Annotated in this window: 20 protein-coding genes; 7 read left to right on the top strand and 13 right to left on the bottom strand. The window is 71.1% G+C overall.

Annotated features, from left to right (window positions below):
* Positions 1-211: 211 nt before the first annotated feature.
* A complete protein-coding gene (locus IG98_RS0116620) occupies positions 212-751 on the top strand; it encodes an RNA polymerase sigma factor (RefSeq protein ID WP_030912661.1) in 540 nt (179 codons plus the stop codon).
* Positions 748-1,851, top strand: a complete 1,104-nt coding sequence (locus tag IG98_RS0116615) for a CU044_5270 family protein (RefSeq protein ID WP_030912659.1) — start codon at positions 748-750, stop codon at positions 1,849-1,851. Before IG98_RS0116620 ends, IG98_RS0116615 begins: the two co-directional genes overlap by 4 nt.
* Here the strand turns inward: IG98_RS0116615 and IG98_RS0116610 are convergent.
* The 11 genes from IG98_RS0116610 to IG98_RS0116560 all read right to left on the bottom strand — a co-directional run bounded on the left by IG98_RS0116610 (position 1,845) and on the right by IG98_RS0116560 (position 11,805).
* Entirely contained in the window at positions 1,845-2,702 is an 858-nt protein-coding gene (locus IG98_RS0116610) for an SRPBCC family protein (RefSeq protein ID WP_030912657.1), read from the bottom strand. The genes IG98_RS0116615 and IG98_RS0116610 overlap by 7 nt on opposite strands.
* A gap of 358 nt (positions 2,703-3,060) precedes the next feature.
* Positions 3,061-3,930: an FAD binding domain-containing protein gene (locus IG98_RS0116605; RefSeq protein WP_030912654.1), complete on the bottom strand. Its 870-nt coding sequence runs from the start codon at positions 3,928-3,930 to the stop codon at positions 3,061-3,063.
* A complete protein-coding gene (locus IG98_RS0116600; protein WP_030912651.1) occupies positions 3,927-6,437 on the bottom strand; it encodes a xanthine dehydrogenase family protein molybdopterin-binding subunit in 2,511 nt (836 codons plus the stop codon). The genes IG98_RS0116605 and IG98_RS0116600 overlap by 4 nt, the downstream gene beginning before the upstream one ends.
* Positions 6,434-6,943, bottom strand: a complete 510-nt coding sequence (locus IG98_RS0116595) for a (2Fe-2S)-binding protein (protein WP_030912646.1) — start codon at positions 6,941-6,943, stop codon at positions 6,434-6,436. The genes IG98_RS0116600 and IG98_RS0116595 overlap by 4 nt, the downstream gene beginning before the upstream one ends.
* Before the next feature lie 93 nt (positions 6,944-7,036).
* On the bottom strand, positions 7,037-7,459 hold the full coding sequence (locus IG98_RS0116590; protein ID WP_030912643.1) for a nuclear transport factor 2 family protein: 423 nt from the start codon (positions 7,457-7,459) through the stop codon (positions 7,037-7,039).
* Positions 7,459-7,653 carry a ferredoxin gene (locus IG98_RS0116585; protein WP_030912642.1) on the bottom strand — a complete coding sequence of 65 codons (195 nt, stop codon included), beginning with the start codon at positions 7,651-7,653 and terminating at the stop codon, positions 7,459-7,461. The genes IG98_RS0116590 and IG98_RS0116585 overlap by 1 nt, the downstream gene beginning before the upstream one ends.
* Complete coding sequence (locus IG98_RS0116580) at positions 7,650-8,573, bottom strand: PNPOx family protein (RefSeq protein ID WP_051752222.1); 924 nt, start codon at positions 8,571-8,573, stop codon at positions 7,650-7,652. The genes IG98_RS0116585 and IG98_RS0116580 overlap by 4 nt, the downstream gene beginning before the upstream one ends.
* Positions 8,574-8,588: 15 nt before the next feature.
* Complete coding sequence (locus IG98_RS0116575; RefSeq protein ID WP_030912637.1) at positions 8,589-9,032, bottom strand: VOC family protein; 444 nt, start codon at positions 9,030-9,032, stop codon at positions 8,589-8,591.
* 297 nt (positions 9,033-9,329) lie between these two features.
* Positions 9,330-9,905, bottom strand: coding sequence for a CGNR zinc finger domain-containing protein (locus IG98_RS0116570; protein ID WP_030912634.1), 576 nt, complete (start codon positions 9,903-9,905; stop codon positions 9,330-9,332).
* A gap of 51 nt (positions 9,906-9,956) precedes the next feature.
* Positions 9,957-10,175 carry a hypothetical protein gene (locus IG98_RS0116565; RefSeq protein WP_030912631.1) on the bottom strand — a complete coding sequence of 73 codons (219 nt, stop codon included), beginning with the start codon at positions 10,173-10,175 and terminating at the stop codon, positions 9,957-9,959.
* Positions 10,165-11,805, bottom strand: coding sequence for a PspC domain-containing protein (locus tag IG98_RS0116560; protein ID WP_030912629.1), 1,641 nt, complete (start codon positions 11,803-11,805; stop codon positions 10,165-10,167). Before IG98_RS0116560 ends, IG98_RS0116565 begins: the two co-directional genes overlap by 11 nt.
* Positions 11,806-11,947: 142 nt before the next feature.
* On the opposite strand from IG98_RS0116560, the gene IG98_RS0116555 reads away from it, so the two are divergent.
* The 5 genes from IG98_RS0116555 (at position 11,948) to IG98_RS0116535 (ending at position 16,702) form a co-directional block, all read left to right on the top strand.
* Positions 11,948-13,162: an ATP-binding protein gene (locus IG98_RS0116555; RefSeq protein ID WP_037970534.1), complete on the top strand. Its 1,215-nt coding sequence runs from the start codon at positions 11,948-11,950 to the stop codon at positions 13,160-13,162.
* A gap of 97 nt (positions 13,163-13,259) precedes the next feature.
* On the top strand, positions 13,260-13,898 hold the full coding sequence (locus IG98_RS0116550; protein ID WP_030912624.1) for a response regulator: 639 nt from the start codon (positions 13,260-13,262) through the stop codon (positions 13,896-13,898).
* 47 nt (positions 13,899-13,945) lie between these two features.
* Complete coding sequence (locus IG98_RS0116545; protein ID WP_030912620.1) at positions 13,946-15,415, top strand: glutamate-cysteine ligase family protein; 1,470 nt, start codon at positions 13,946-13,948, stop codon at positions 15,413-15,415.
* A gap of 144 nt (positions 15,416-15,559) precedes the next feature.
* Positions 15,560-15,829, top strand: a complete 270-nt coding sequence (locus IG98_RS44970) for a WhiB family transcriptional regulator (RefSeq protein WP_037970531.1) — start codon at positions 15,560-15,562, stop codon at positions 15,827-15,829.
* Positions 15,830-15,916: 87 nt separating this feature from the next.
* Complete coding sequence (locus IG98_RS0116535) at positions 15,917-16,702, top strand: CPBP family intramembrane glutamic endopeptidase (RefSeq protein WP_051752220.1); 786 nt, start codon at positions 15,917-15,919, stop codon at positions 16,700-16,702.
* A 10-nt stretch (positions 16,703-16,712) separates the two neighbouring features.
* Here the strand turns inward: IG98_RS0116535 and IG98_RS0116530 are convergent, their stop codons facing one another.
* Positions 16,713-17,510, bottom strand: coding sequence for an ABC transporter permease (locus IG98_RS0116530; RefSeq protein ID WP_030912610.1), 798 nt, complete (start codon positions 17,508-17,510; stop codon positions 16,713-16,715).
* 32 nt (positions 17,511-17,542) lie between these two features.
* Positions 17,543-18,262 (bottom strand): PIG-L deacetylase family protein, encoded by a 720-nt coding sequence (locus tag IG98_RS0116525; RefSeq protein WP_030912607.1) that lies wholly within the window; start codon positions 18,260-18,262, stop codon positions 17,543-17,545.
* Between the last annotated feature and the right edge of the window lie 112 nt (positions 18,263-18,374).

The following is an 18,374-nucleotide window of genomic DNA, read 5'->3' as shown; positions in this document are numbered from 1 at the left end:
GAAGACCAGGACCTTCGGCTCCGGCAACGTCCTTTACCACTGTCGACCCATCGTTGTCTGACACACCGACCTGAACGTTCACCAGGCCCGTAGCGGCTGCCCGGAGGTTCCGGCTGTTTCCGCTGAAAGGGGCGGTGAGAAATAAGGGAAGGGTGGGGTGGTCGCCGGGCAAGAAGGGGTGTCCTGTCCTTCCGGCAAGGGAGTCCCTTGCATGATCGCTGTTTCTGAGGTGGCCTCGGTGGTCGACCGGGAGCGGTTCGCCGCCGTCTTCGACGCCCACTACGAGGAGATCCGCCGCTACATCGGGCGGCGGCTCGACCTCGATGTCGCCGAGGACCTGGCCGCCGAGACGTTCCTGATCGCCTTCCACCGGCGCGGCCGGTTCGACGCGGCCAGAGGCGGGGTCCGGCCCTGGCTGTACGGCATCGCCACCAACCTGATCGGCCGTCATCGCCGGGCCGAGATCCGCCGCTATCGGGCGCTGGCCAGGACCGGGCCGCCTCCCGACGACGACGGTCATGATCAGCGGGTCGCCGAGCGGGTCACGGCGGGGGTGACGGTCGGCCGCTTGTCAGGGGCGCTGGCCCGGCTGTCCAAGGGGGAGCGGGACGTGGTGCTGCTCATCGCGTACGGCGGGCTGACCTACGAGGAGGTCGCCGAGGCGCTCGGGGTCGCCTACGGCACGGTGGCCTCCCGGCTCAGCCGGGCCAGGACCAAGCTGCGCGACACGCTGGGAGTGGAGGTCTGTTGAACGAGTTCCAGTTCATTGACGATGCGATGCCGGACGTCCCGCTCGCCGATCCGGTGCGGGTAGCCGAGACCAAGGCCAGGGCGCTGAACGGCGCGAGGCTCTCACGACGACGGATCGAGGGGCGGTCCCGGGGCCGTTTCGGATGGGCGGTCGCGGCCGTCGCCACGGCAACGGTGGTCGCGTTCGTCATGACCGTGCCCCGCCTGGGGACGGACACCGCACCCCCGGCAGGCGGGCCGGGGGAGGTGCTGGAGGCGGTGGCCGACCGGGCGGCGGCGAGACCGGAGCCTGTCGAGAGCCGGTACTGGCGGACGACCACCGAGATCTTCCTGCGGGTGCGGGTCAACGGCTACGTCGTCGACGATTGGGGCCGGCAGACGCTCTGGTACAGCCCAACTCTGCCTACGGTGCGCGAATGGACCAGGCTCGGTACGGTGCCGTCCACGGAAGAGGACCGCGCCGCCTGGGAGCGTGCCGGTTCACCGGAGCTTTGCGAGCTGACCAGGGGCTGCGGTGACGACCACCTGCCGCCGGTCGACCGGACCCTCGTCATGCCGGACCCGCCGAATCGGCCGGCGCGTCCCCTGCAGGTTTTTGGTGTCGGGCTGGACCTGAAGGAGATCAGGGAGTTGCCGAAGAACCCGGTGGATCTCAAAGCCAGACTCCTCACGTACTGGCCCGTCTACAGCAGGACACAGCCGAAGGGACCGGCCGAGAAGGTGGATGACTGGCTCTGGTCGGTTGGAACTTCCCTGCTGTGGGACGCGCCGATCTCCCCGGGCACGGGCGCGGCCGTCTACCGAATGCTGGCGGGCCTTCCCGATGCCCGGATCATCGGCACGGCTCAGGGGCCTCATGGTCGTGCGGCGATCGCGCTGGCACGCAGCTCTTCCTTTGAGGGTACGGAGAGCCGGATCCTGATCGACCCCTCCACCGGTGACCCGCTCGGCCTTCGCAAGATGCTGGTAACGGCCAGGGACGGCATGCCGTCAGGCGCCGTGACGACGACGATCACCGTGCAGAAGTCCGGCTGGACCGATACGTCGCCGCGTATGCCCAAGGGCTGCACGTTGGAGGACGCCGAGAGGTGTGTTTACTGACGGTTTCGGCGTAGGGCGCGGCTGATCAGCCAGGCGATCAGGATGACAGCGGCCAGGGCGGCGACCAGTGGGGCGATGCGTTTGAGCAGGGGCAGGCCCGCCACCTCCAGGAGGTTCATGGCCTCCTCGTCGGGGCTGAGCGAGGTGCGTGAGGTGCCCGCAGGGTGGCTCTGGCGGGACCCGGACCTCTCGTCGACGACGAGGCCGGGCGGTGTCGGCACCGCACTGAGATGCCGCCCGGACACGCTCGTCTCCTCCGGTCCGGCGGGGGTCGCGGGGCCGGGGCCCGAGGCCGCCGAGACCACCGGAACCTCGTCGTCCGGGCCGGGCTGGGAGGGAGCACTCCAGCCGCCCGTGCCCGGCGTCTCGGCAGGCGTCTCGGCGGCGGTCTCCACGCCGGGGCTCTCGCCCAGCAGCAGGGAGAGGTTGGCCGCGAACCTGTCGATCAGCTTCTCGCCGACCTCGGACATCACCCCCCGGCCGAACTGGGCCGGGCGGCCGGTCACGTTGAAGGAGGTGTCGACGGTGACCCTGGTGTTCCGCCCCTCGGGGTGCAGGCGCGCGACGACCGTGGCACCGGCGGTGCCCGAGCCCCTGGCCTCCTTGCCGGAGGCCTTGATGGTCATGGAGTGGGTGTCTTCGTCCACCTTCTCGAAGAAGGCCCGGCCCTGGTAGGTCACCGTGATCGGCCCGACCTTGACCTTCATCCTGCCGGTGAAGGAGTCGTCCTCGACCTTGTCCACGGTGGCACCGGGCAGGCAGGGGCCGATCCGCTGGACGTCGAGCAGCACCGGCCACGCCTGCTCGACAGGCACGGGGACCGTGAACTCGTGCTCGAACCGCATCGCCATCGATCCGCTCCTTGTCGGTCGGCCGCTGTTGCGACATTACGACTACACGGGGGCGTATTACCAGTATGCCGCCACGGGGCCGGTTGACCGCCACACGTCGGTACGTGTCGGTCGGCGTCCGCTTCCCCCTGCCCCTCCGGGAGGGAAAGATGCCTCCGCCCTCCCGCGAGGCGCTTCCAGGGCTCCGGGCGGCACGAAAGTCGTTTTCAGCGTGGAGACCCCGGGCCTCGGCTCCGGGGACGAAACGCGGCACGGGGCCGCACGGGCGGGCGGTTGCCGACGGCTTCGGCCGTAGGGGGGAAGTCACGGTGGCTACGGGGGGAGAACGCCCCGGGTTCTCCCCCCGTAGCCGCGGGACTCATCCGCTCGCGGCCCTGACCGCCCTGCGGGTCAGCACCCGGGCCAGATGGCGGCGGTAGTCGGGTCTGGCGTGCAGGTCCGCGGGAGGCGAGGTGCCGTCGTCGGCCTCGGCGCACGCCTCCTCGACGGGGTCGGTGCCGCCGGAGGCGGCGGACGCGAGGTCCACCCCGCGAAGCGCCGTCTCCACCGCACTCGCCCGCACCGGGGTGGGGCCCATGTTGGTCAGCGCGATCCTGGCCTCCTCGACGGTCCCGTTGCTCCGCCGTACGGCCGCCGCGACACCGACGATCGCCCACGCCTGAGCCGTCCGGTGGAACTTCTCGTAGTGGAAACCCCACCCGGGGCCGAGTACCGGCACCCGGGCGCCGATCAGCACCTCACCGGGTTCGAGCGCGGGCTCCAGGTAGTCGACGAAGAAGTCCGCGGCGGGGATCTCCCGCTCGCCGTCGACGGAGCGGGCGACGAAGACGCAGTCGAGCGCCAGGGCCACGGCCGGCAGGTCCCCCGCCGGATCGGCGTGGGCCATGGAACCGCCGAACGTGCCACGGTGCCGTACCGCGGGGTCGGCCACCGTGGCCGTGGCCAGCGCGAGCAGCGGGACGCGCTCCTTGATCACGGCTGAGCGCAGCACCTCGTCGTGGGTGGTGAGCGCGCCGACGAACACGTGGTCGCCATGGTCTTCGATGCCGCGCAGTCCGGGCAGGCGCCCGAGGTCCACCAGCGCCGACGGGTAGGCCAGCCGCAGCCGCAGCAGCGGCAGCAGCGACTGGCCGCCGGCCAGCACCTTGACGTCGTCGCCTGAGGCGAGCACCTGGCACGCCTCCTCCACCGAGGAGGGCCTGACGTAGTCGAACGACGCGGGGATCATCGGGCGCCTCCCTCGGCGGCAGAGCCGGTGATGTCGTCGCCGGCCACCGTGGGCCCGGCCCAGTCGGTGGTATCGCCTCCGGTCGCGGGCGGTCCGGCGCTGTCGCCGATGTTGTTTCCCGCCGCGGTCGGTCCCGCCCAGATCGCCGGGTCCGCCTCGGTGACGGTCCGCCAGATCCGCTCCGGGGTGCAGGGCATCCGCACGTCGTTCACCCCGTACGGGCGCAGCGCGTCGACGATCGCGTTGACCACGGCGGGGGTGGAGGCGATGGTCCCGGCCTCGCCGACGCCCTTGACGCCCAGCGGGTTGGTCGTCGCCGGGGTCTCGGTACGGTCGGTGACGAAGTCGGGCAGGTCGGCCGCCGAAGGGATGAGGTAGTCGGCCATCGTGGTGGTGAGCAGGTTGCCCTCGGTGTCGTAGACCGCCTCCTCGAACAGTGCCTGGGCGATGCCCTGGGCGATGCCGCCGTGCACCTGGCCCTCGACGATCAGCGGGTTCACCACCGAGCCCACGTCGTCGACCGCCACGTAGGTCCGGATCTTGGAGGCGCCGGTCTCGGTGTCCACCTCGATCGCGCACAGGTGGGTGCCGTGCGGGAAGGAGAAGTTGTCCGGGTCGAAGGTCGCGTCGGCGTCCAGCGCGGGTTCGAAGCCGTCGGGCAGGTCGTGCGCGGCGAAGGTGGCCAGCGCCAGTTCCTGGATGGTCCGGCCCGCCCCGGTGCCCCGGACCTTGAACGTGCCGTCGGCGAACTCGATGTCGTCGGCGGAGGCCTCAAGCAGGTGCGCGGCGAGCTCCTTGGCGCGGTCCTTCACCTTCTCGCAGGCGGCCAGCACGGCGACGCCGCCCACCGCCAGGGAGCGGGAGCCGTAGGTGTCCATGCCCTTGTGCGAGACGGACGTGTCGCCGTGCAGCACGGAGACGTCCTCGAACGGCACGCCCAGCGCGTCGGCGACGATCTGGCTCCAGGCCGTCTCGTGTCCCTGGCCGTGCGGCGAGGAGCCGGTGACGACCTCGACCTTGCCGGTGGGCAGCATCCTGACCGAGGCGTGCTCCCAGCCGCCCGCGCCGTAGCTGAGGCTGCCGAGCACCCGCGAGGGCGCCAGCCCGCACATCTCGGTGAACGTCGAGACACCGATGCCGAGCTGGACCGGGTCGCGCCGGTCGCGCCGGTCCGCCTGCTCGGCCCTGAGCTTGTCGTAGCCGAGCAGGGCCAGAGCCCGTTCGGTCGCCGCCTCGTAGTTGCCCGAGTCGTAGGTCAGCCCGCAGATCGTGGTGTACGGGAACTCCTCGTGGGTGATCCAGTTGCGGCGCCGCAGCTCGACGGGGTCCATGCCCAGCTCGTGGGCCAGCTCGTCCATCGCCCGCTCGATCGCGAACGTCGCCTCGGGACGGCCCGCGCCCCGGTAGGCGTCGGTCGGCATCTTGGTGGTGAAGACGCCGGTGCAGCTGAAGTCGTAGGCGTCCATCTTGTAGATGCCGTTGTACATGAACGCGCCGAGCAGCGGCACGCCCGGCGTGACCAGCATCAGGTAGGCGCCCATGTCGGCGAGCAGGTCAACCTTGACGCCCCGCACCCGCCCGTCCCGGTCGGCGGCGACGGAGATCCGCTGGAGCTGGTCGCGGCCGTGGTGCACCGTCAGGTTGCCCTCGGAGCGGGACTCGGTCCACTTCACCGGCCTGCCCAGCCTGCGGGTCAGCAGCAGCGCGAGCACCTCCTCGGCGGTGACCTGGAGTTTGGAACCGAAGCCGCCGCCCACGTCGGGGGCGATCACCCGCAGCTTGTGCTCGGGGATGCCCGTGGTCAGCGCGAGCATGACGCGCAGGATGTGCGGGATCTGGGTGGCGGAGTAGAGCGTGAAGGCGTCGCCGTCGGTGGTGGCCACGACCGCGCGCGGCTCCATGGCGCTCGGGATGAGCCGCTGCTGCACGTAGGTGCGCTCGATCACCACGGGGGCGTCGCGGAACGCCTCCTCGATGTCGCCCCCGGCGAACTTCCAGGTGAACGCCTGGTTTCCGGCGTCGTGGACCTTTGTGCTCCCCTCGGCGAGCGCCTCGGTCATGTCGAGCACCGGGTCCAGCGGCTCGTAGTCGATCTCGATCGCCTCCAGGGCGTCGGCCGCCCTGTAGCGGTCGGTGGCGACCACGCAGGCCACCGCCTCGCCGACGTAGCGGACCTCGTCCACCGCCATGGGCGGGTGGTCGGGGATGACGACGTCCTCGCTGACCGGCCAGGCACAGGGCAGGCTGCCCTGCTCGTCGGCGAAGTCGCGCCCGCTGTAGACGGCGACCACGCCCGGCCGGCCGCTCGCGGCCGAGGTGTCGACGCGGGTGATCCTGGCGTGGGCCATCGGGCTACGCAGGAAGGCCACGTACATCATGCCGGGGAGCTGGATGTTGTCGGTCCAGGTGGTCCTGCCGGTGACCAGCCGGGCGTCCTCCTTGCGCCTGCGCGCCTTGCCGACCTCGTGGGCGGCGGACGGGGCGTTCTCGACGAGCTGCTCGGTCATGGCGCCGGCACCTCCTGCGCGGACGACTCCGACGCGCTCCGCCGGGACATCTCCGCCGCGCCGCGCCGTACCGCCCTGACGATGTTGCAGTACCCCGTGCACCGGCACAGGTTGCCCTCCAGCCCCTCGCGGACCGCCTCCTCCGACGGATCGGGATCGTCCCTGAGCAGGTCGATCGCCGCCATGATCATGCCGGGGGTGCAGTACCCGCACTGCAGGGCGTGCTCTTCGTGAAAGGCCCGCTGCATGGGATGCCACTCGCCTCCCCGCGCCAGGCCCTCGACCGTGACGACATCGCTCCCGTCGGCCTGCACGGCGAGCACGGAGCAACTCTTCGCGCTCTGGCCGTCGAGCATCACGGTGCAGGCGCCGCAGTTACCGGTGTCGCAGCCGATGGGCGTGCCGGTCTTGCCCAGCCGATCTCGTAGCAGATGGACGAGGAGGAGGCGCGGCTCCACCTCCTCCTCGTATGCGATTCCATCGACGTTGACGGTTATTCGGGGCATACGTCCTCCAACGGCAACCACTGGGGTACAGGAGAAGTGAGAACCGGTAAATGAGAACTTACGCCCCTGTTCTTCCCGGTCAACCCTTTGGCCTCAGGCCAACGGAAGTTCCTCAGGTTCGCGGTCGCCGAGAATACGGCGGTCCGTTTCGTCGATTCCGAGGTCGTTGATGCTCGCCTCGCGGCGCCGCATCAGACCGTCGTCGGCGAACTCCCACAGCTCGTTTCCGTAGCTGCGCCACCACTGGCCGTCCGCGTCGTGCCACTCGTACTGGAACCGTACGGCGATGCGATTGCCCCCGAAGGTCCACAGCTCCTTGCGGAGCCGGTAGTCCTGCTCCCTGGCCCACTTGCGGCTCAGGAACTCCCTGATCTCCGCGCGCCCGGTGAGGAACTCGTCCCGGTTGCGCCAGACCGAGTCGGGCGTGTAGGCGAGCGAGACCCGCTCGGGGTCGCGCGTGTTCCACGCGTCCTCGGCGGCCTGGACCTTGGCCCTGGCCGTCTCCTCGGTGAACATCACACTTCCTCCAGAGATATCGCCTGCACGGGGCAGGCTCGCGCGGCCTCCTCGACCGCGTCAATCAGCGTGTCGTCCGGTTCGGTGACGTAGACCAGCTGGTCGTCGCCGTCCAACTCGAACACCTCGGGCGCGGCGAACACGCACTGCGCGTGCACCTGACACAGCGCCCGGTCCACGATGACCCTCGTCATGAGTTCTCCTTCCCTCTGAATCCCGTTGCATCACCTGTAGGAGGGGTGCGCGCCGGAGGGTTGAACCGGGAGTACTTCTCGAATGTCCAGCGGAGCGGGCTGGCCCCCCGGACGTGAACGGCGCGGTCCACCTCGAAGCCGACCAGCCGCTGTGCCCCCGGGACGTCGCCCGGATCCCAGTCGACGCGGGCGCGCCCGGTCAGGTGCAGCGCGTCACCGTTCTCCCAGTCGTGGAAGAGCAGGCCGCAGCTCTCGTCCAGTTCCAGGTTGCCGAGCGTCATGAACATCGAGTTGCCGGCGTAGTCGGGCCAGACCAGCCGCCGGTCGTCCACCGTCCGGACGAACCCCGGGTTACCGCCCCGGTGGGACAGGTCGGCGCCGAGCCCGGAAACCCGGGTGGCGACGAAGAACGTATCGGCACCCTCGATCCATGCCCGGTGCTCGCCGCCGAGCACCTCCGCCACCGAGGCGATCGCGGGAGATCCGGTGGCCTCGGCTGAGATGTCGCGCGTCTGGATGTACTTGGGGCAGTTCGCATAGGTCTGCTCGGTACGGACGATCAGCCGCCCGCCCTCCCGCCGGACCGTGCCGTTGACCCGCATCCTGCGCCTGGTCCGCGGTTCGATCGCGAGCATCCCGATCTCACCGCCGGCCAGTCCGGCCAGCGGATCGTGCTCACCCGGTACCGCCTCGATCACGATCGTCCGCTCGTCCACGGCCTGGGCGAACCCCGCGGCCCCTGCCAGCGGGCTCGCCCACAGCCGTCCGTCCGAGCCGACGGCCCCGATCAGCAACATCCGCTGCCGGCTCAGGAAGTCGGCCGCCGCCGCCGGGATCTCCGGCGTGGCCGTGGCCGATCCCCACGCCTCGAGGTGCGTCCCGGCTCGCCGTCGCACCGCCGTCTCTCCCGCGTGTTTCATGGTCTCCTCGGTGTCTTAGAAGAAGCCACAGGTGGGGGCGCCGGTGGTCGGCGCGGGTCGCTCGTCGGCGCCGCTGGGCGCGAAGATCTCCAGCCGGATGCCGTCCGGGTCCTCGAAGAACACGCCCCCCGAGGACGCCCCCTCCCCGTGCGGGACCACGCCGTCGTGGTGGAGCCTGGCCCCGAGTCCCCGGATCACGGTCTCGGCCTGGCGGACCGCCTCGATGTCCGGTACCTGGAAGGACAGGTGGTGCAGGCCCGGCAGTCCGGTGGCGAAGCGGCCCTCGCTCTGCTGCCAGAGGGTGAGCATCAGCTTCCCGTCGAGACCGAGGAAGGCGTAGCGCCGGTCCGGCTGGTCCGATTCGCCAAAGATCTCGAAGCCGAAGACCTTCAGGTAGAAGTCCTTGGACCTGTCGAGGTCGGACACGTTGAGGCCGACATGGCCGGTCTGGAAGGTCATCTGATCTCTCCTCTACGTTTTCTAACGGCTCGATCCGTTAGATCTACTGCCCGTAATCTAACGCAAAATCGGCATTTGTCACGTTAGAAAAATGTGGCATAAGTCACCCCTGATGGGCGGGGATGAGGCCGGATGAGGAGAGCAGCCGAGGGGGGAGCCCGCCGAATGGACGCGCGCCAGGTGGGAACGGGTGACCACCGGAGGCGACGTCACCCTGGTGCGCGGTCAGGAAAGTGCGACCTTGCCAGGCGTACGGACAGACGTCACCGGGTGCGGCGACATGATCTGGCGCCGGTGTCAGCCGTCCCGGCGCTGGCGGTAGTGGCGGGCGGCTCGGGCCCGGTTGCCGCAGCCGACCGAGCACCACTCCTGCCGGGGGTGCTCCTTGATGAAATAGAGCACGCAGCGGGGGGCGGGGCAGACGCGGATCTGCTCGCGCCGGGGCCCGGCCAGCAGCTCGATCGCCGACGTCGCGAGGGCGGCCCGAATCCGTTCGGACTCCGTCGCCCCGACACCCGGGACCGTCCGCGCCCAGGGCGCCTGTCCGGCGGGCCACTCCAGCCGCGGCGCCGAAGGCACGGCCAGTGCCGTGGCGTTCACCAGGTCGAGCGACTCGGCGAAGTCCGGGAGCCGGTGCGCGTCCGCGTCACTCGCGGCGCCCGGCGCCACGGCCCTGGCGAAGAGCGCCCGTACCGCCTGCCGCAGCTCGACCACTTCGATCCGCAGCTTCTCGGAGGCGGTGAAGTCCGGGTCGATCCCCAGTTCGGCGGCGTGCGCCCGGCCCCACGCGGTCATGCCCCGCACGTCGGAGAGCAGGTCCGTCAGACCGGTCCGCGTCGCGTGAACGGTGCTGACGAACTCCAGGGCCGACATGCTCCGAGCCTAATGCCCGATATGACCTGTTGCTCTGACGCCCGGACGGCCCTAGCGCCGGATGACCTTGGCCAGGATGGCGACCAGCCCCGCCAAACCCAGGCCGCTCACCAGGACCGTGAGCATGACCAGCGGCTGGACGGCCGGTCTGCTGATGAAGACGATCCCGATCGCGATGAACAGCATGCCGCTGAGCAGGGCCATCCAGTCGGTGCGGTGTACGCGCCGGGACACGGGCCGCTGTTCGGGCCGGTCGTGCTCAGGCGGCACGGCGCACCTCCGCATCCCCGATGCCGACCTTGATGTTCAGCACGATGGTCGCCACGTCGCCGTTGGGGGGCACCTCGGGCTCCAGGATTCTGATGTGCCGGATGTCGGCACCCCCCTCCACCGTGTGGTCGATCTTGACATCGCCGAACTTGGTATGGCCCTCTACCTCGATCCTGGCGGTCGCCGGCAGGATCACGCTGATCTCGCCGACCGAGACCGAGACGTCCACGATGGTCCGCGACCCCGGCGGCAGGGCCAGCTCGCTCAGATCCAGCACCCCGTCGCCCACCCCCACCGAGTAGCTGCGGGCCATCTCGGACAGGCTGGTGGGCTGCCAGTGATAGTTGCCGAACTTCTTCGGCATGCCGCCCAGCATGGGCCCCGCGACCAGGGCGATCGACAGGATGGTGCCGGTCGCGACCAGCCCGGCTCCCCGGCCGAACCAGGCGGCGGCCAGCAGGCCGGCGCCGATGACGACGAGTGCCGCGCCGCCCGCGACCGTCATGTTGACCGATCCTGAAGCGGACTGGATCGCCACGATGATCCCTCCAACGATCAAGGCCAGGAAGATGGTGACGCCCCCGACGAACGATCTGGGCCGCCGCGGCCTGGGCGGCGCTGTCACCGCCGCGCCGTACCCGGACGGCGGGTAAGGGGCGTAGGGGGAGTACGGCTGCTGCCGCTTTCGGGGGTCCAGCGGCTGGTAGGGGCCGTACGGCGAGAACGGCACACCGGAGGAGTCGAACGACGGCCTGGTGGGGCGGTAGGGCTCCGGTGGGATGTCTCCGGGGGGCGGGGCGGGACGGGGAGGTGAGCCCGGGGCAGGCCCGGCGAAGGTATTCGAGACAGGGGCGGGGGCGGGCTCGGTGCGGGTCTCCGAGACGGGGGCCGGCGGCGGCCGCTCCGCTGTGGACCACGGCGGAGCGGCCGTCTCAGTCCCCGTCTCGGCCCTCGTGCCGGCATCAGGGGCGGGCGCGTACCGCTCCGTGACCGTCTCGCCGCCCGGACGGGCGGCGTACGCCGCGAGGCCCGAGGCCGGCGGCGCGGCGGCGCGGGCGGCCGGATCCTGCTCCCCGACGGGACGCCGGCCGTCGGCGGCGCCCGGTCCGTGGCCGAACGGGTTCGGCCACTGATCGGCCGGGTACGGCGCCCGGCGCCTGCGCAGCCGGTCGGGCAGCGACCTGGCGGCGGCCAGCAGGTCCACCCCGCGGGAGTGGGCGGTGAGCAGGGCGATGGCGAACACCGTGCCGACCACGACCGTGGCGGTGCCGACGCCGTCCGAAGAGATGTTGACGATGAGCCCGAGGGCGAACAGCCCTGCCAGCAGGGTCAGGACCGTTTCGCTGTCGAAGTCGCGCCGGCTCCACTGCTCCACGTAGCCGGGACCGCCGTTGGCCTCACGCATCAGCAGGAAGGCCGCGACATAGAGCATGATGCCGATCCCCGAGCCGAGCACCAGCACCGCGAAACCCACTCGCAACAGCACCGGGTCGACCCCGGCATACCGCCCCAGGCCCGCGCAGACGCCGGTCAGCATGCGACCCTCGTCGCTGCGCCGCAGAGTGCGATCCTCCGAGGGGAAGCCGGGCGGCGAGCCGGGCGTGGCGCTCGCCGGATCGGTATCGTTCATGTACTTATCGTGGCCTTTCCCCGGCCCGTGCCGCATCCGGGACACCCCTGAGTCGTCCCGGAGTGGAGACGCCTCTCTCAGGGTCGCTTCAGGGGAACGCCTGATGCGCTGGCATGGTGGTTCGTGTGACGATGCTGACGATATGGCTGACCGAACGACAATTCATGACACGGCGCCCGTGACCTCCGAAGACGCGCCCTTCCCTCGGCTGATGAGGCCGGCGGAGGGGCGGTTGGTGGCCGGGGTGGCCCAGGGGGCCGCCGCCCAGCTCCGGCTCGACCCGGTCGTGCTGCGGCTGGCCTTCGTGCTGCTCACCGTCCTGGACGGGTTCGGGGCCGTGGCGTACGCCGCCCTGTGGATGTTCACCCCGAGCGAGTCGTACGAGGGCAGGGAACCCGCCAGGGACTGGAGTCAGCTCGCCGCGTACACCGCGATCGGGCTGGCGCTGCTGGCCCTGGGCCTGCTCACCGGAACCTCGGGGGCCGGAATCGGGGCCTGGCCGATCGCGGTGGGCGGCATCGGCTCGCTGATCCTGTGGCAGCAGGCGGATCCGGACCGGCGGCAGCGCTGGATGACCACCACCGTCGGACAGGTCCGCCAGAACCGGGTCCGTACCCTCGCCGGGCTGGTGCTCGTCGTGGTCGGCGCGATCGGCTTCCTGGTGGCCAACGACGAGCTGGTCGAGGCTCGTTCCGGCATCATGTTCACGCTGGTGGTCGTGGGCGGTGTCGCGCTGATCGTGGCCCCCTGGCTGGCGGCCCTGTGGAAGGAACTGCAGCGCGAGCGCCGCGAGCGCATCCGGCAGGAGGAGCGCGCCGAGGTGGCCGCCCACGTCCACGACTCGGTGCTGCACACGCTGACCCTCATCCAGCGCAACGCCTCCGATTCGCGCGAGGTGATGAGGCTCGCCCGCTCCCAGGAGCGGGAGCTGCGCAACTGGCTCTACCAACCACAGCAGGACGCCGACGCGTCGGTGGCCGCGGCCGTGCGGCGGGTGGCGGCCGAGGAGGAGGACGCGCACGGGGTGCCGATCGAGGTCGTCTGCGTGGGCGACTGCCCGCTGACCCCCGAGCTGTCCGCGATGGTGCAGGCCGCGAGGCAGGCCATGGTCAACGCCGCGAAGTACTCCGGGTCCGAGGTCATCTCCGTCTACGCCGAGGCTGAGCCGGAGGAGGTCACCATCTTCGTCAGGGATCGAGGGGTCGGGTTCGACATGGAGGACGTGCCCGAGGATCGTATGGGTATCCGCCAGTCGATCGTCGGCAGGATGGAGCGCCACGGGGGCAGCGCCCGGGTGCGGACCGAGCCCGGCGAGGGTACGGAAGTGATGTTGACCATGAAGCTGGAGAAGGTGTGAGTAGCGAGCGAGCCACGACAGAGCGAGCCGCCGGCAGAGTCGGCGGTGGGGCCGCCCGGTGCGACGGCGGACGGACGCGACCGGCGGGAGAGGCCCGATGAGCACGGTGAAGGTCCTGATCGTCGACGACCACCGGCTGTTCCGCTCCGGCGTCCGGGCCGAGCTGGGCGACTCCATCGAGGTGATCGGGGAGGCCGAGGACGTGGAGTCCGCGGTCAGGGCGATCGCCGAACTGGGGCCCGACGTGGTCCTCCTCGACGTGCACATGCCCGGTGGCGGTGGCCAGGAGGTGCTGCGCCGGGTCCTCGGCGCGGGCTCCACGGTCCGCTTCCTCGCCCTGTCGGTCTCCGACGCCGCCGAGGACGTCATCGGCGTGATCCGGGGCGGTGCCCGGGGTTATGTGACCAAGAACATCAGCGGGCGCGAGCTCACCGACGCCATCCGCCGGGTGGCCGACGGGGACGCGGTCTTCTCTCCGAGGCTGGCCGGGTTCGTGCTGGACGCGTTCGCCTCCAGCGAGGCCCCGCCGATCGACCCCGAGCTCGACTCGCTGACCCAGCGCGAGCGCGAGGTGCTGCGGTTGATCGCCAGGGGGTACGCCTACAAGGAGATCGCCAAGGAGCTGTTCATCTCGGTGAAGACCGTGGAGACCCATGTCTCGTCGGTGCTGCGCAAGCTCCAGCTCTCCAACCGGCACGAGCTCTCCCGCTGGGCCACGGCGCGGCGCCTGGTCTGACCGGCCGCTTCTGTACGAGCAGTGACTTATGTGCGACTCTGCGAAGTATGGGACGCGACGTACCTGCGATGGTGTTCAGTCGCGAGGACCGGCGGCGCTACCGGGACAAGGTCCGCCGGTGCCTTGACGTCCTCGCACGGATGCTCCACGAGTCCAGGTTCGAGTTCGACCGGCCCAGAGCCGGGCTGGAGATCGAACTCAACCTGGTGGACGACCGTGGCGAGGCCGCCATGAAGAACGCCGAGGTGCTGGAGGCCATCGCCCAGCCCGACTGGGCCACCGAGCTCGGCCAGTTCAACGTGGAGATCAACGTCCTGCCCGAGTCCCTGGAGCAGGAGGGCGCGGTCCGGCTGGAGAAGGTGATCAGGGACCGCCTCAACCACGCCGAGGCACGGGCCCGCACCGTCGGCGGGCACATGATGATGGTCGGCATCCTGCCCACGCTGCGGGAGAGCGACGTCCACGAGGGCACCCTGTCGGCCAACCCCCGCTACAAACTGCTCAACGAGCAGATATTCGCGGCCAGGGGCGAGGACATGCACCTGTCGATCGAGGGGGAGGAGCGCCTGGAGACCTACGCCGACAGCATCACCCCCGAGGCCGCCTGCACGAGCCTCCAGCTTCATCTCCAGGTCAGCCCGGAGACCTTCGCCGCCCACTGGAACGCCGCCCAGGCCATCGCGGGCCCGCAGGTGGCCATGGCGGCCAACTCGCCGTTCCTGTTCGGCCGCAGACTCTGGCAGGAGACCAGGATCCCGCTGTTCGAGCAGGCCACCGACACCCGCCCGGTGGAGCTGCAGGCCCAGGGGGTGCGGCCCAGGGTGTGGTTCGGCGAGCGGTGGATCACCTCGGTCTTCGATCTTTTCGAGGAGAACGCCCGCTACTTCCCCGCGCTGCTGCCGCTGTGCGACGAGGCCGACCCGCGCGAGGAGCTGACCCGAGGGATCACCCCCCAGCTCGGTGAGCTGACTCTGCACAACGGCACCGTCTACCGGTGGAACCGGCCGGTCTACGCGGTGGCGGACGGCATCCCGCACCTGCGGGTGGAGAACCGGGTGCTGCCCGCCGGCCCCTCGGTGGCCGACATCGTGGCCAACGCGGTGTTCTACTACGGGCTCATGGGCGTCCTCCCCTACGCCGAACGCCCGGTGTGGACGCGGATGCCGTTCGCCGCGGCCAGGGACAACCTGCACGCCGCCGCCCGGCACGGCCTGGACGCCAGGCTCTTCTGGCCGGGACTCGGCGAGGTGACCGCCTCGGAGCTGATCCTGCGCCGCCTGCTGCCGCTCGCCCACGAGGGGCTCGACCTGTGGGACGTGGCCCCCGCCGTCAGGGACCGGCTGCTCGGGATCGTCGAGCGGCGCTGCCTGACGGGCAGGACCGGGGCGAGCTGGCAGATCGACGCGGTGAACGCGCTCGGCGACCTCGAAAGACACGAGGCACTGCGCCGGATGACCCTGCGGTACATGGAGAACATGCACACCAACGAGCCGGTCCACGGGTGGCCGACCCTCTGATCGCATCGGCCCCCCAAGGACGCGGGACGTTCTCCCCGATCCGTCGAGATGAGTAGGCGTGAATCCGCCGGGAGGTTGATGTCCCGGCGCCGCGATCCGCCTAGTCTGAGGGCCGAGCCATCAGGGGGTGATGACGTGCGGGCAATGGTCGAGGAGATCGGCTGGGCCGCGCGAGGTGCCTGCCGCACCAGCGATCCCGAACTGTTCTTTCCGCTGACCCCATCGGCCGAGCACGAGGCGCGGGCGAAGGCGGTCTGCGAGCGGTGCCCGGTCCTCAAGGAGTGCCGGGCGTACGCGGTCCGGGCGGCCGAGCCCGAGGGGATCTGGGGCGGCCTGACCGTGAAGGAACGCCGTGACCTGCGCTTCCCGGCCGGCTGGCGCCAGGCCGCCACGGATCCGGCCCCGGTCGCGTAGCCTCGAACCGGATTCGAACAGGATCTCCACGAGCTCGGGCGGTCCCGGCACGCGGGGTGTGGAACCGAGGTCCGAGGGGGCTGAAGGGTGGAGCGGAAGCCGACGCGGGACACCGGTGCCGGGCCTCCACCGGGGGCGTGGACGTCGGCGGGGGCGGTGGCGGTGCTGGTGGGGGCCAACGTGCTCAACAACCGCCTGGCGCCGAGGCTGGCACCGCTGACCTCGGCCGCGGCCACCGGTGCGCTGCTCGTGCTGGCCCGCCGTGCCGGGATCTCCTGGTCCGATCTGGGGTTCCACCGGCGCTCGCGGGGCCTGCGGATCGGTGGCGCGCTCGCCACCGCCGTGGCGGGGGCCTACGCCGCGGGCGTGGCGGTCCCGGCCACCCGTCGCTTCTTCCGCGACGAGCGCGCCCTGTCGCTTTCCCGCGCCCGCGCGCTGGAGGAGGCACTGGTCCAGGTGCCGGTCGGCACCGTACTGCTGGAGGAGGTCGGCTTCCGCGGGGTGGTGCACGCCCTCGTCGCCCGCTCCCACGGCCACGGTGCGGCGACCGCCGTTTCCTCGATCCTTTTCGGCCTCTGGCACGTCCTCCCCGCCGTGGACATGGCGGCCGCCAACCCCGCCCTGAGCCGGTTGGCCTCCGGGGAGGATCCCGGCCGTGGCTCCGGCCTGCCCGGACGGCAGCTGACGCGCGTCGTGGCCGGTTCCGTGGTCGCGACGGGCCTCGCCGGGGCGCTCTTCACCGAGCTGCGCAGGCGGGGCGGCCTGGCCGCGCCCGCGATGTTCCACGTCGCGACCAACTCCCTGGGCTACCTGTTCGCCCGCCTGGCCCCGCCGGACCCCGCGGCCGGAGAGGTGCCCGCCCCGAACCGCTGACCCACGGCCCTCACCTCCTCCGCCTGCCCGGTCTCCACGCCGGCTCACGGGTGCGCGCGCCGGGCGACGCTTCGGGGGTGCCGAAGCGGCCGCGGGCGGCGAGTTCGATCGTGACGACCACGGCCACCGCCTCCGCGGCCAGCAGCGCGACCAGCACGACGAGCTGTACCACTCCGGCCTGGAGCGGCTCGGCCCCGCCCAGCAGCATCCCGACGAAGGCGCCGGGCAGCGTGACCAGGCCCACGGTCCTCGTCTGGTCCAGCGCGGGCACCAGGGCCTGCGCCGCGGCCGGCCGACAGATCTCCAGTGCCGCGTCCCGGTCCGAGAAGCCCAGGGAGAGCGCCGCCTCCACCTCGCCACGCCGGTGGGCGAGCTCGTCCATGGCCCGCCGTCCCGAGAGCGCCGTGGCCGTCAGGCACCCGCCGAGCAGGATGCCCGCGATCGGGATCAGCGTGATGCCCTGCGGCGGGACGATGCCGCCGCCGAACAGCAGTGCCAGCACCGGTAGGGTCCCGGCCGCGATGGGCACCGCGGCCCACCCGGCGGCGCGGCCCGAGGTGATCCTGCGTCCCGCGGTCAGGGTCGCCACCCCGTACATGATCAGCACGAAGGCCGCCACCGCGGGCGCCCGTTCGACCGCCCACACGATGACGAGCGAGACCGCGACGAGCTGGACGGCGGCGCGCAGGCAGGCCATGAGTATCCCGGGTGCGTGCCCGAGGTGGCCGGACCAGGCGACGGCGGCGGCCCCGGCGGCCAGCAGGACGATGACGGCGGCGGTGGCGAACGACAGGTCGACGGTGTTCAAGGGGCGCGAGGTCCCGGTGGTCTCAGCCGGGGTCAGGCGGTGGGGACCCGCCGGAAGGACTCGACGTAGCGGCCCTCGCCGAAGCCCGCCTCGACGGCTCGCTGGGAGAAGCGGTCCCGCAGGAAGCCCTCGAAGTCCTCCAGGTGGCCGACCTGGCTGACGTGGGCGCGCAGCGCGGCCAGCTTGCGGTGAAAGGTGTCGGTGATGTCCACGTGGTGGTCGGCCTCCGGGCCGCCGTTCAACCAGACCTCGCGGACGGTCCACGCCTCAAGGCCCTCGTCGAGCAGGAGCGAGGGGAAGGCGTAGGGGTTGCGCGCGTCGGGGTAGACGGCGTCGAGGGCGCAGCCGCCGACCGCGCGGTGGTCGGGGTGGCTGGGGGCGATGAACCGGTGGTTGCGCTCGGGGCTGTGGGTGATCACCAGGTCGGGCCTGACCTGGCGGATGACCCGGGTGATGTCACGCCGCAACTCCAGACTCTGCGTCACCGTCCCGTCGTGGTAGCCGAGGTAGCGCACATCGGTCACGCCGACGGCCTTGGCGGCTCCTGACTGCTCGGCGCGGCGGAGCTCGGCCATGCCGCCGTTGTCCAGCTCGCGGTCGAAGCCGCCCGCGTCGCCGTCGGTGACCACGCAGTACGTCACCTCGACGCCCCGGTCGGTGAATCGCGCGATCGAGCCCGCGGCGGCGAAGTCGACGTCGTCGGGATGTGCGGTGACCGCGAGTACACGGTTGATCTCGCCTTCGGACAGCATGGGAACCCTTCCGTCTTTTCCGCGTACGCTCGATCGTGACAACCGCAGCGGGGTCCGTCCACATTCCTTTACGACCGTTGGACCCGGTTGTCGGCCGGTCGTTCTAACCTAG

The organism is Streptosporangium amethystogenes (assembly GCF_000721075.1).
In the GTDB taxonomy this organism is placed as follows: domain Bacteria; phylum Actinomycetota; class Actinomycetes; order Streptosporangiales; family Streptosporangiaceae; genus Streptosporangium; species Streptosporangium amethystogenes.
Note: the sequence above shows the minus strand (reverse complement) of the source record. Positions and strands in the feature narration are given on the sequence as shown.

Bases quoted from the DNA above. Each gene is read 5' to 3' on its own strand.
- IG98_RS0116620 (WP_030912661.1), top strand. From the start codon at position 212: ATGATCGCTGTTTCTGAGGTGGCCTCGGTGGTCGACCGGGAGCGGTTC.
- IG98_RS0116610 (WP_030912657.1), bottom strand. From the start codon at position 2,702: ATGGCGATGCGGTTCGAGCACGAGTTCACGGTCCCCGTGCCTGTCGAG.
- IG98_RS0116605 (WP_030912654.1), bottom strand. From the start codon at position 3,930: ATGATCCCCGCGTCGTTCGACTACGTCAGGCCCTCCTCGGTGGAGGAG.
- IG98_RS0116600 (WP_030912651.1), bottom strand. From the start codon at position 6,437: ATGACCGAGCAGCTCGTCGAGAACGCCCCGTCCGCCGCCCACGAGGTC.
- IG98_RS0116595 (WP_030912646.1), bottom strand. From the start codon at position 6,943: ATGCCCCGAATAACCGTCAACGTCGATGGAATCGCATACGAGGAGGAG.
- IG98_RS0116590 (WP_030912643.1), bottom strand. From the start codon at position 7,459: ATGTTCACCGAGGAGACGGCCAGGGCCAAGGTCCAGGCCGCCGAGGAC.
- IG98_RS0116585 (WP_030912642.1), bottom strand. From the start codon at position 7,653: ATGACGAGGGTCATCGTGGACCGGGCGCTGTGTCAGGTGCACGCGCAG.
- IG98_RS0116580 (WP_051752222.1), bottom strand. From the start codon at position 8,573: ATGAAACACGCGGGAGAGACGGCGGTGCGACGGCGAGCCGGGACGCAC.
- IG98_RS0116575 (WP_030912637.1), bottom strand. From the start codon at position 9,032: ATGACCTTCCAGACCGGCCATGTCGGCCTCAACGTGTCCGACCTCGAC.
- IG98_RS0116570 (WP_030912634.1), bottom strand. From the start codon at position 9,905: ATGTCGGCCCTGGAGTTCGTCAGCACCGTTCACGCGACGCGGACCGGT.
- IG98_RS0116560 (WP_030912629.1), bottom strand. From the start codon at position 11,805: ATGAACGATACCGATCCGGCGAGCGCCACGCCCGGCTCGCCGCCCGGC.
- IG98_RS0116555 (WP_037970534.1), top strand. From the start codon at position 11,948: ATGGCTGACCGAACGACAATTCATGACACGGCGCCCGTGACCTCCGAA.
- IG98_RS0116550 (WP_030912624.1), top strand. From the start codon at position 13,260: ATGAGCACGGTGAAGGTCCTGATCGTCGACGACCACCGGCTGTTCCGC.
- IG98_RS0116545 (WP_030912620.1), top strand. From the start codon at position 13,946: ATGGGACGCGACGTACCTGCGATGGTGTTCAGTCGCGAGGACCGGCGG.
- IG98_RS44970 (WP_037970531.1), top strand. From the start codon at position 15,560: ATGGTCGAGGAGATCGGCTGGGCCGCGCGAGGTGCCTGCCGCACCAGC.
- IG98_RS0116525 (WP_030912607.1), bottom strand. From the start codon at position 18,262: ATGCTGTCCGAAGGCGAGATCAACCGTGTACTCGCGGTCACCGCACAT.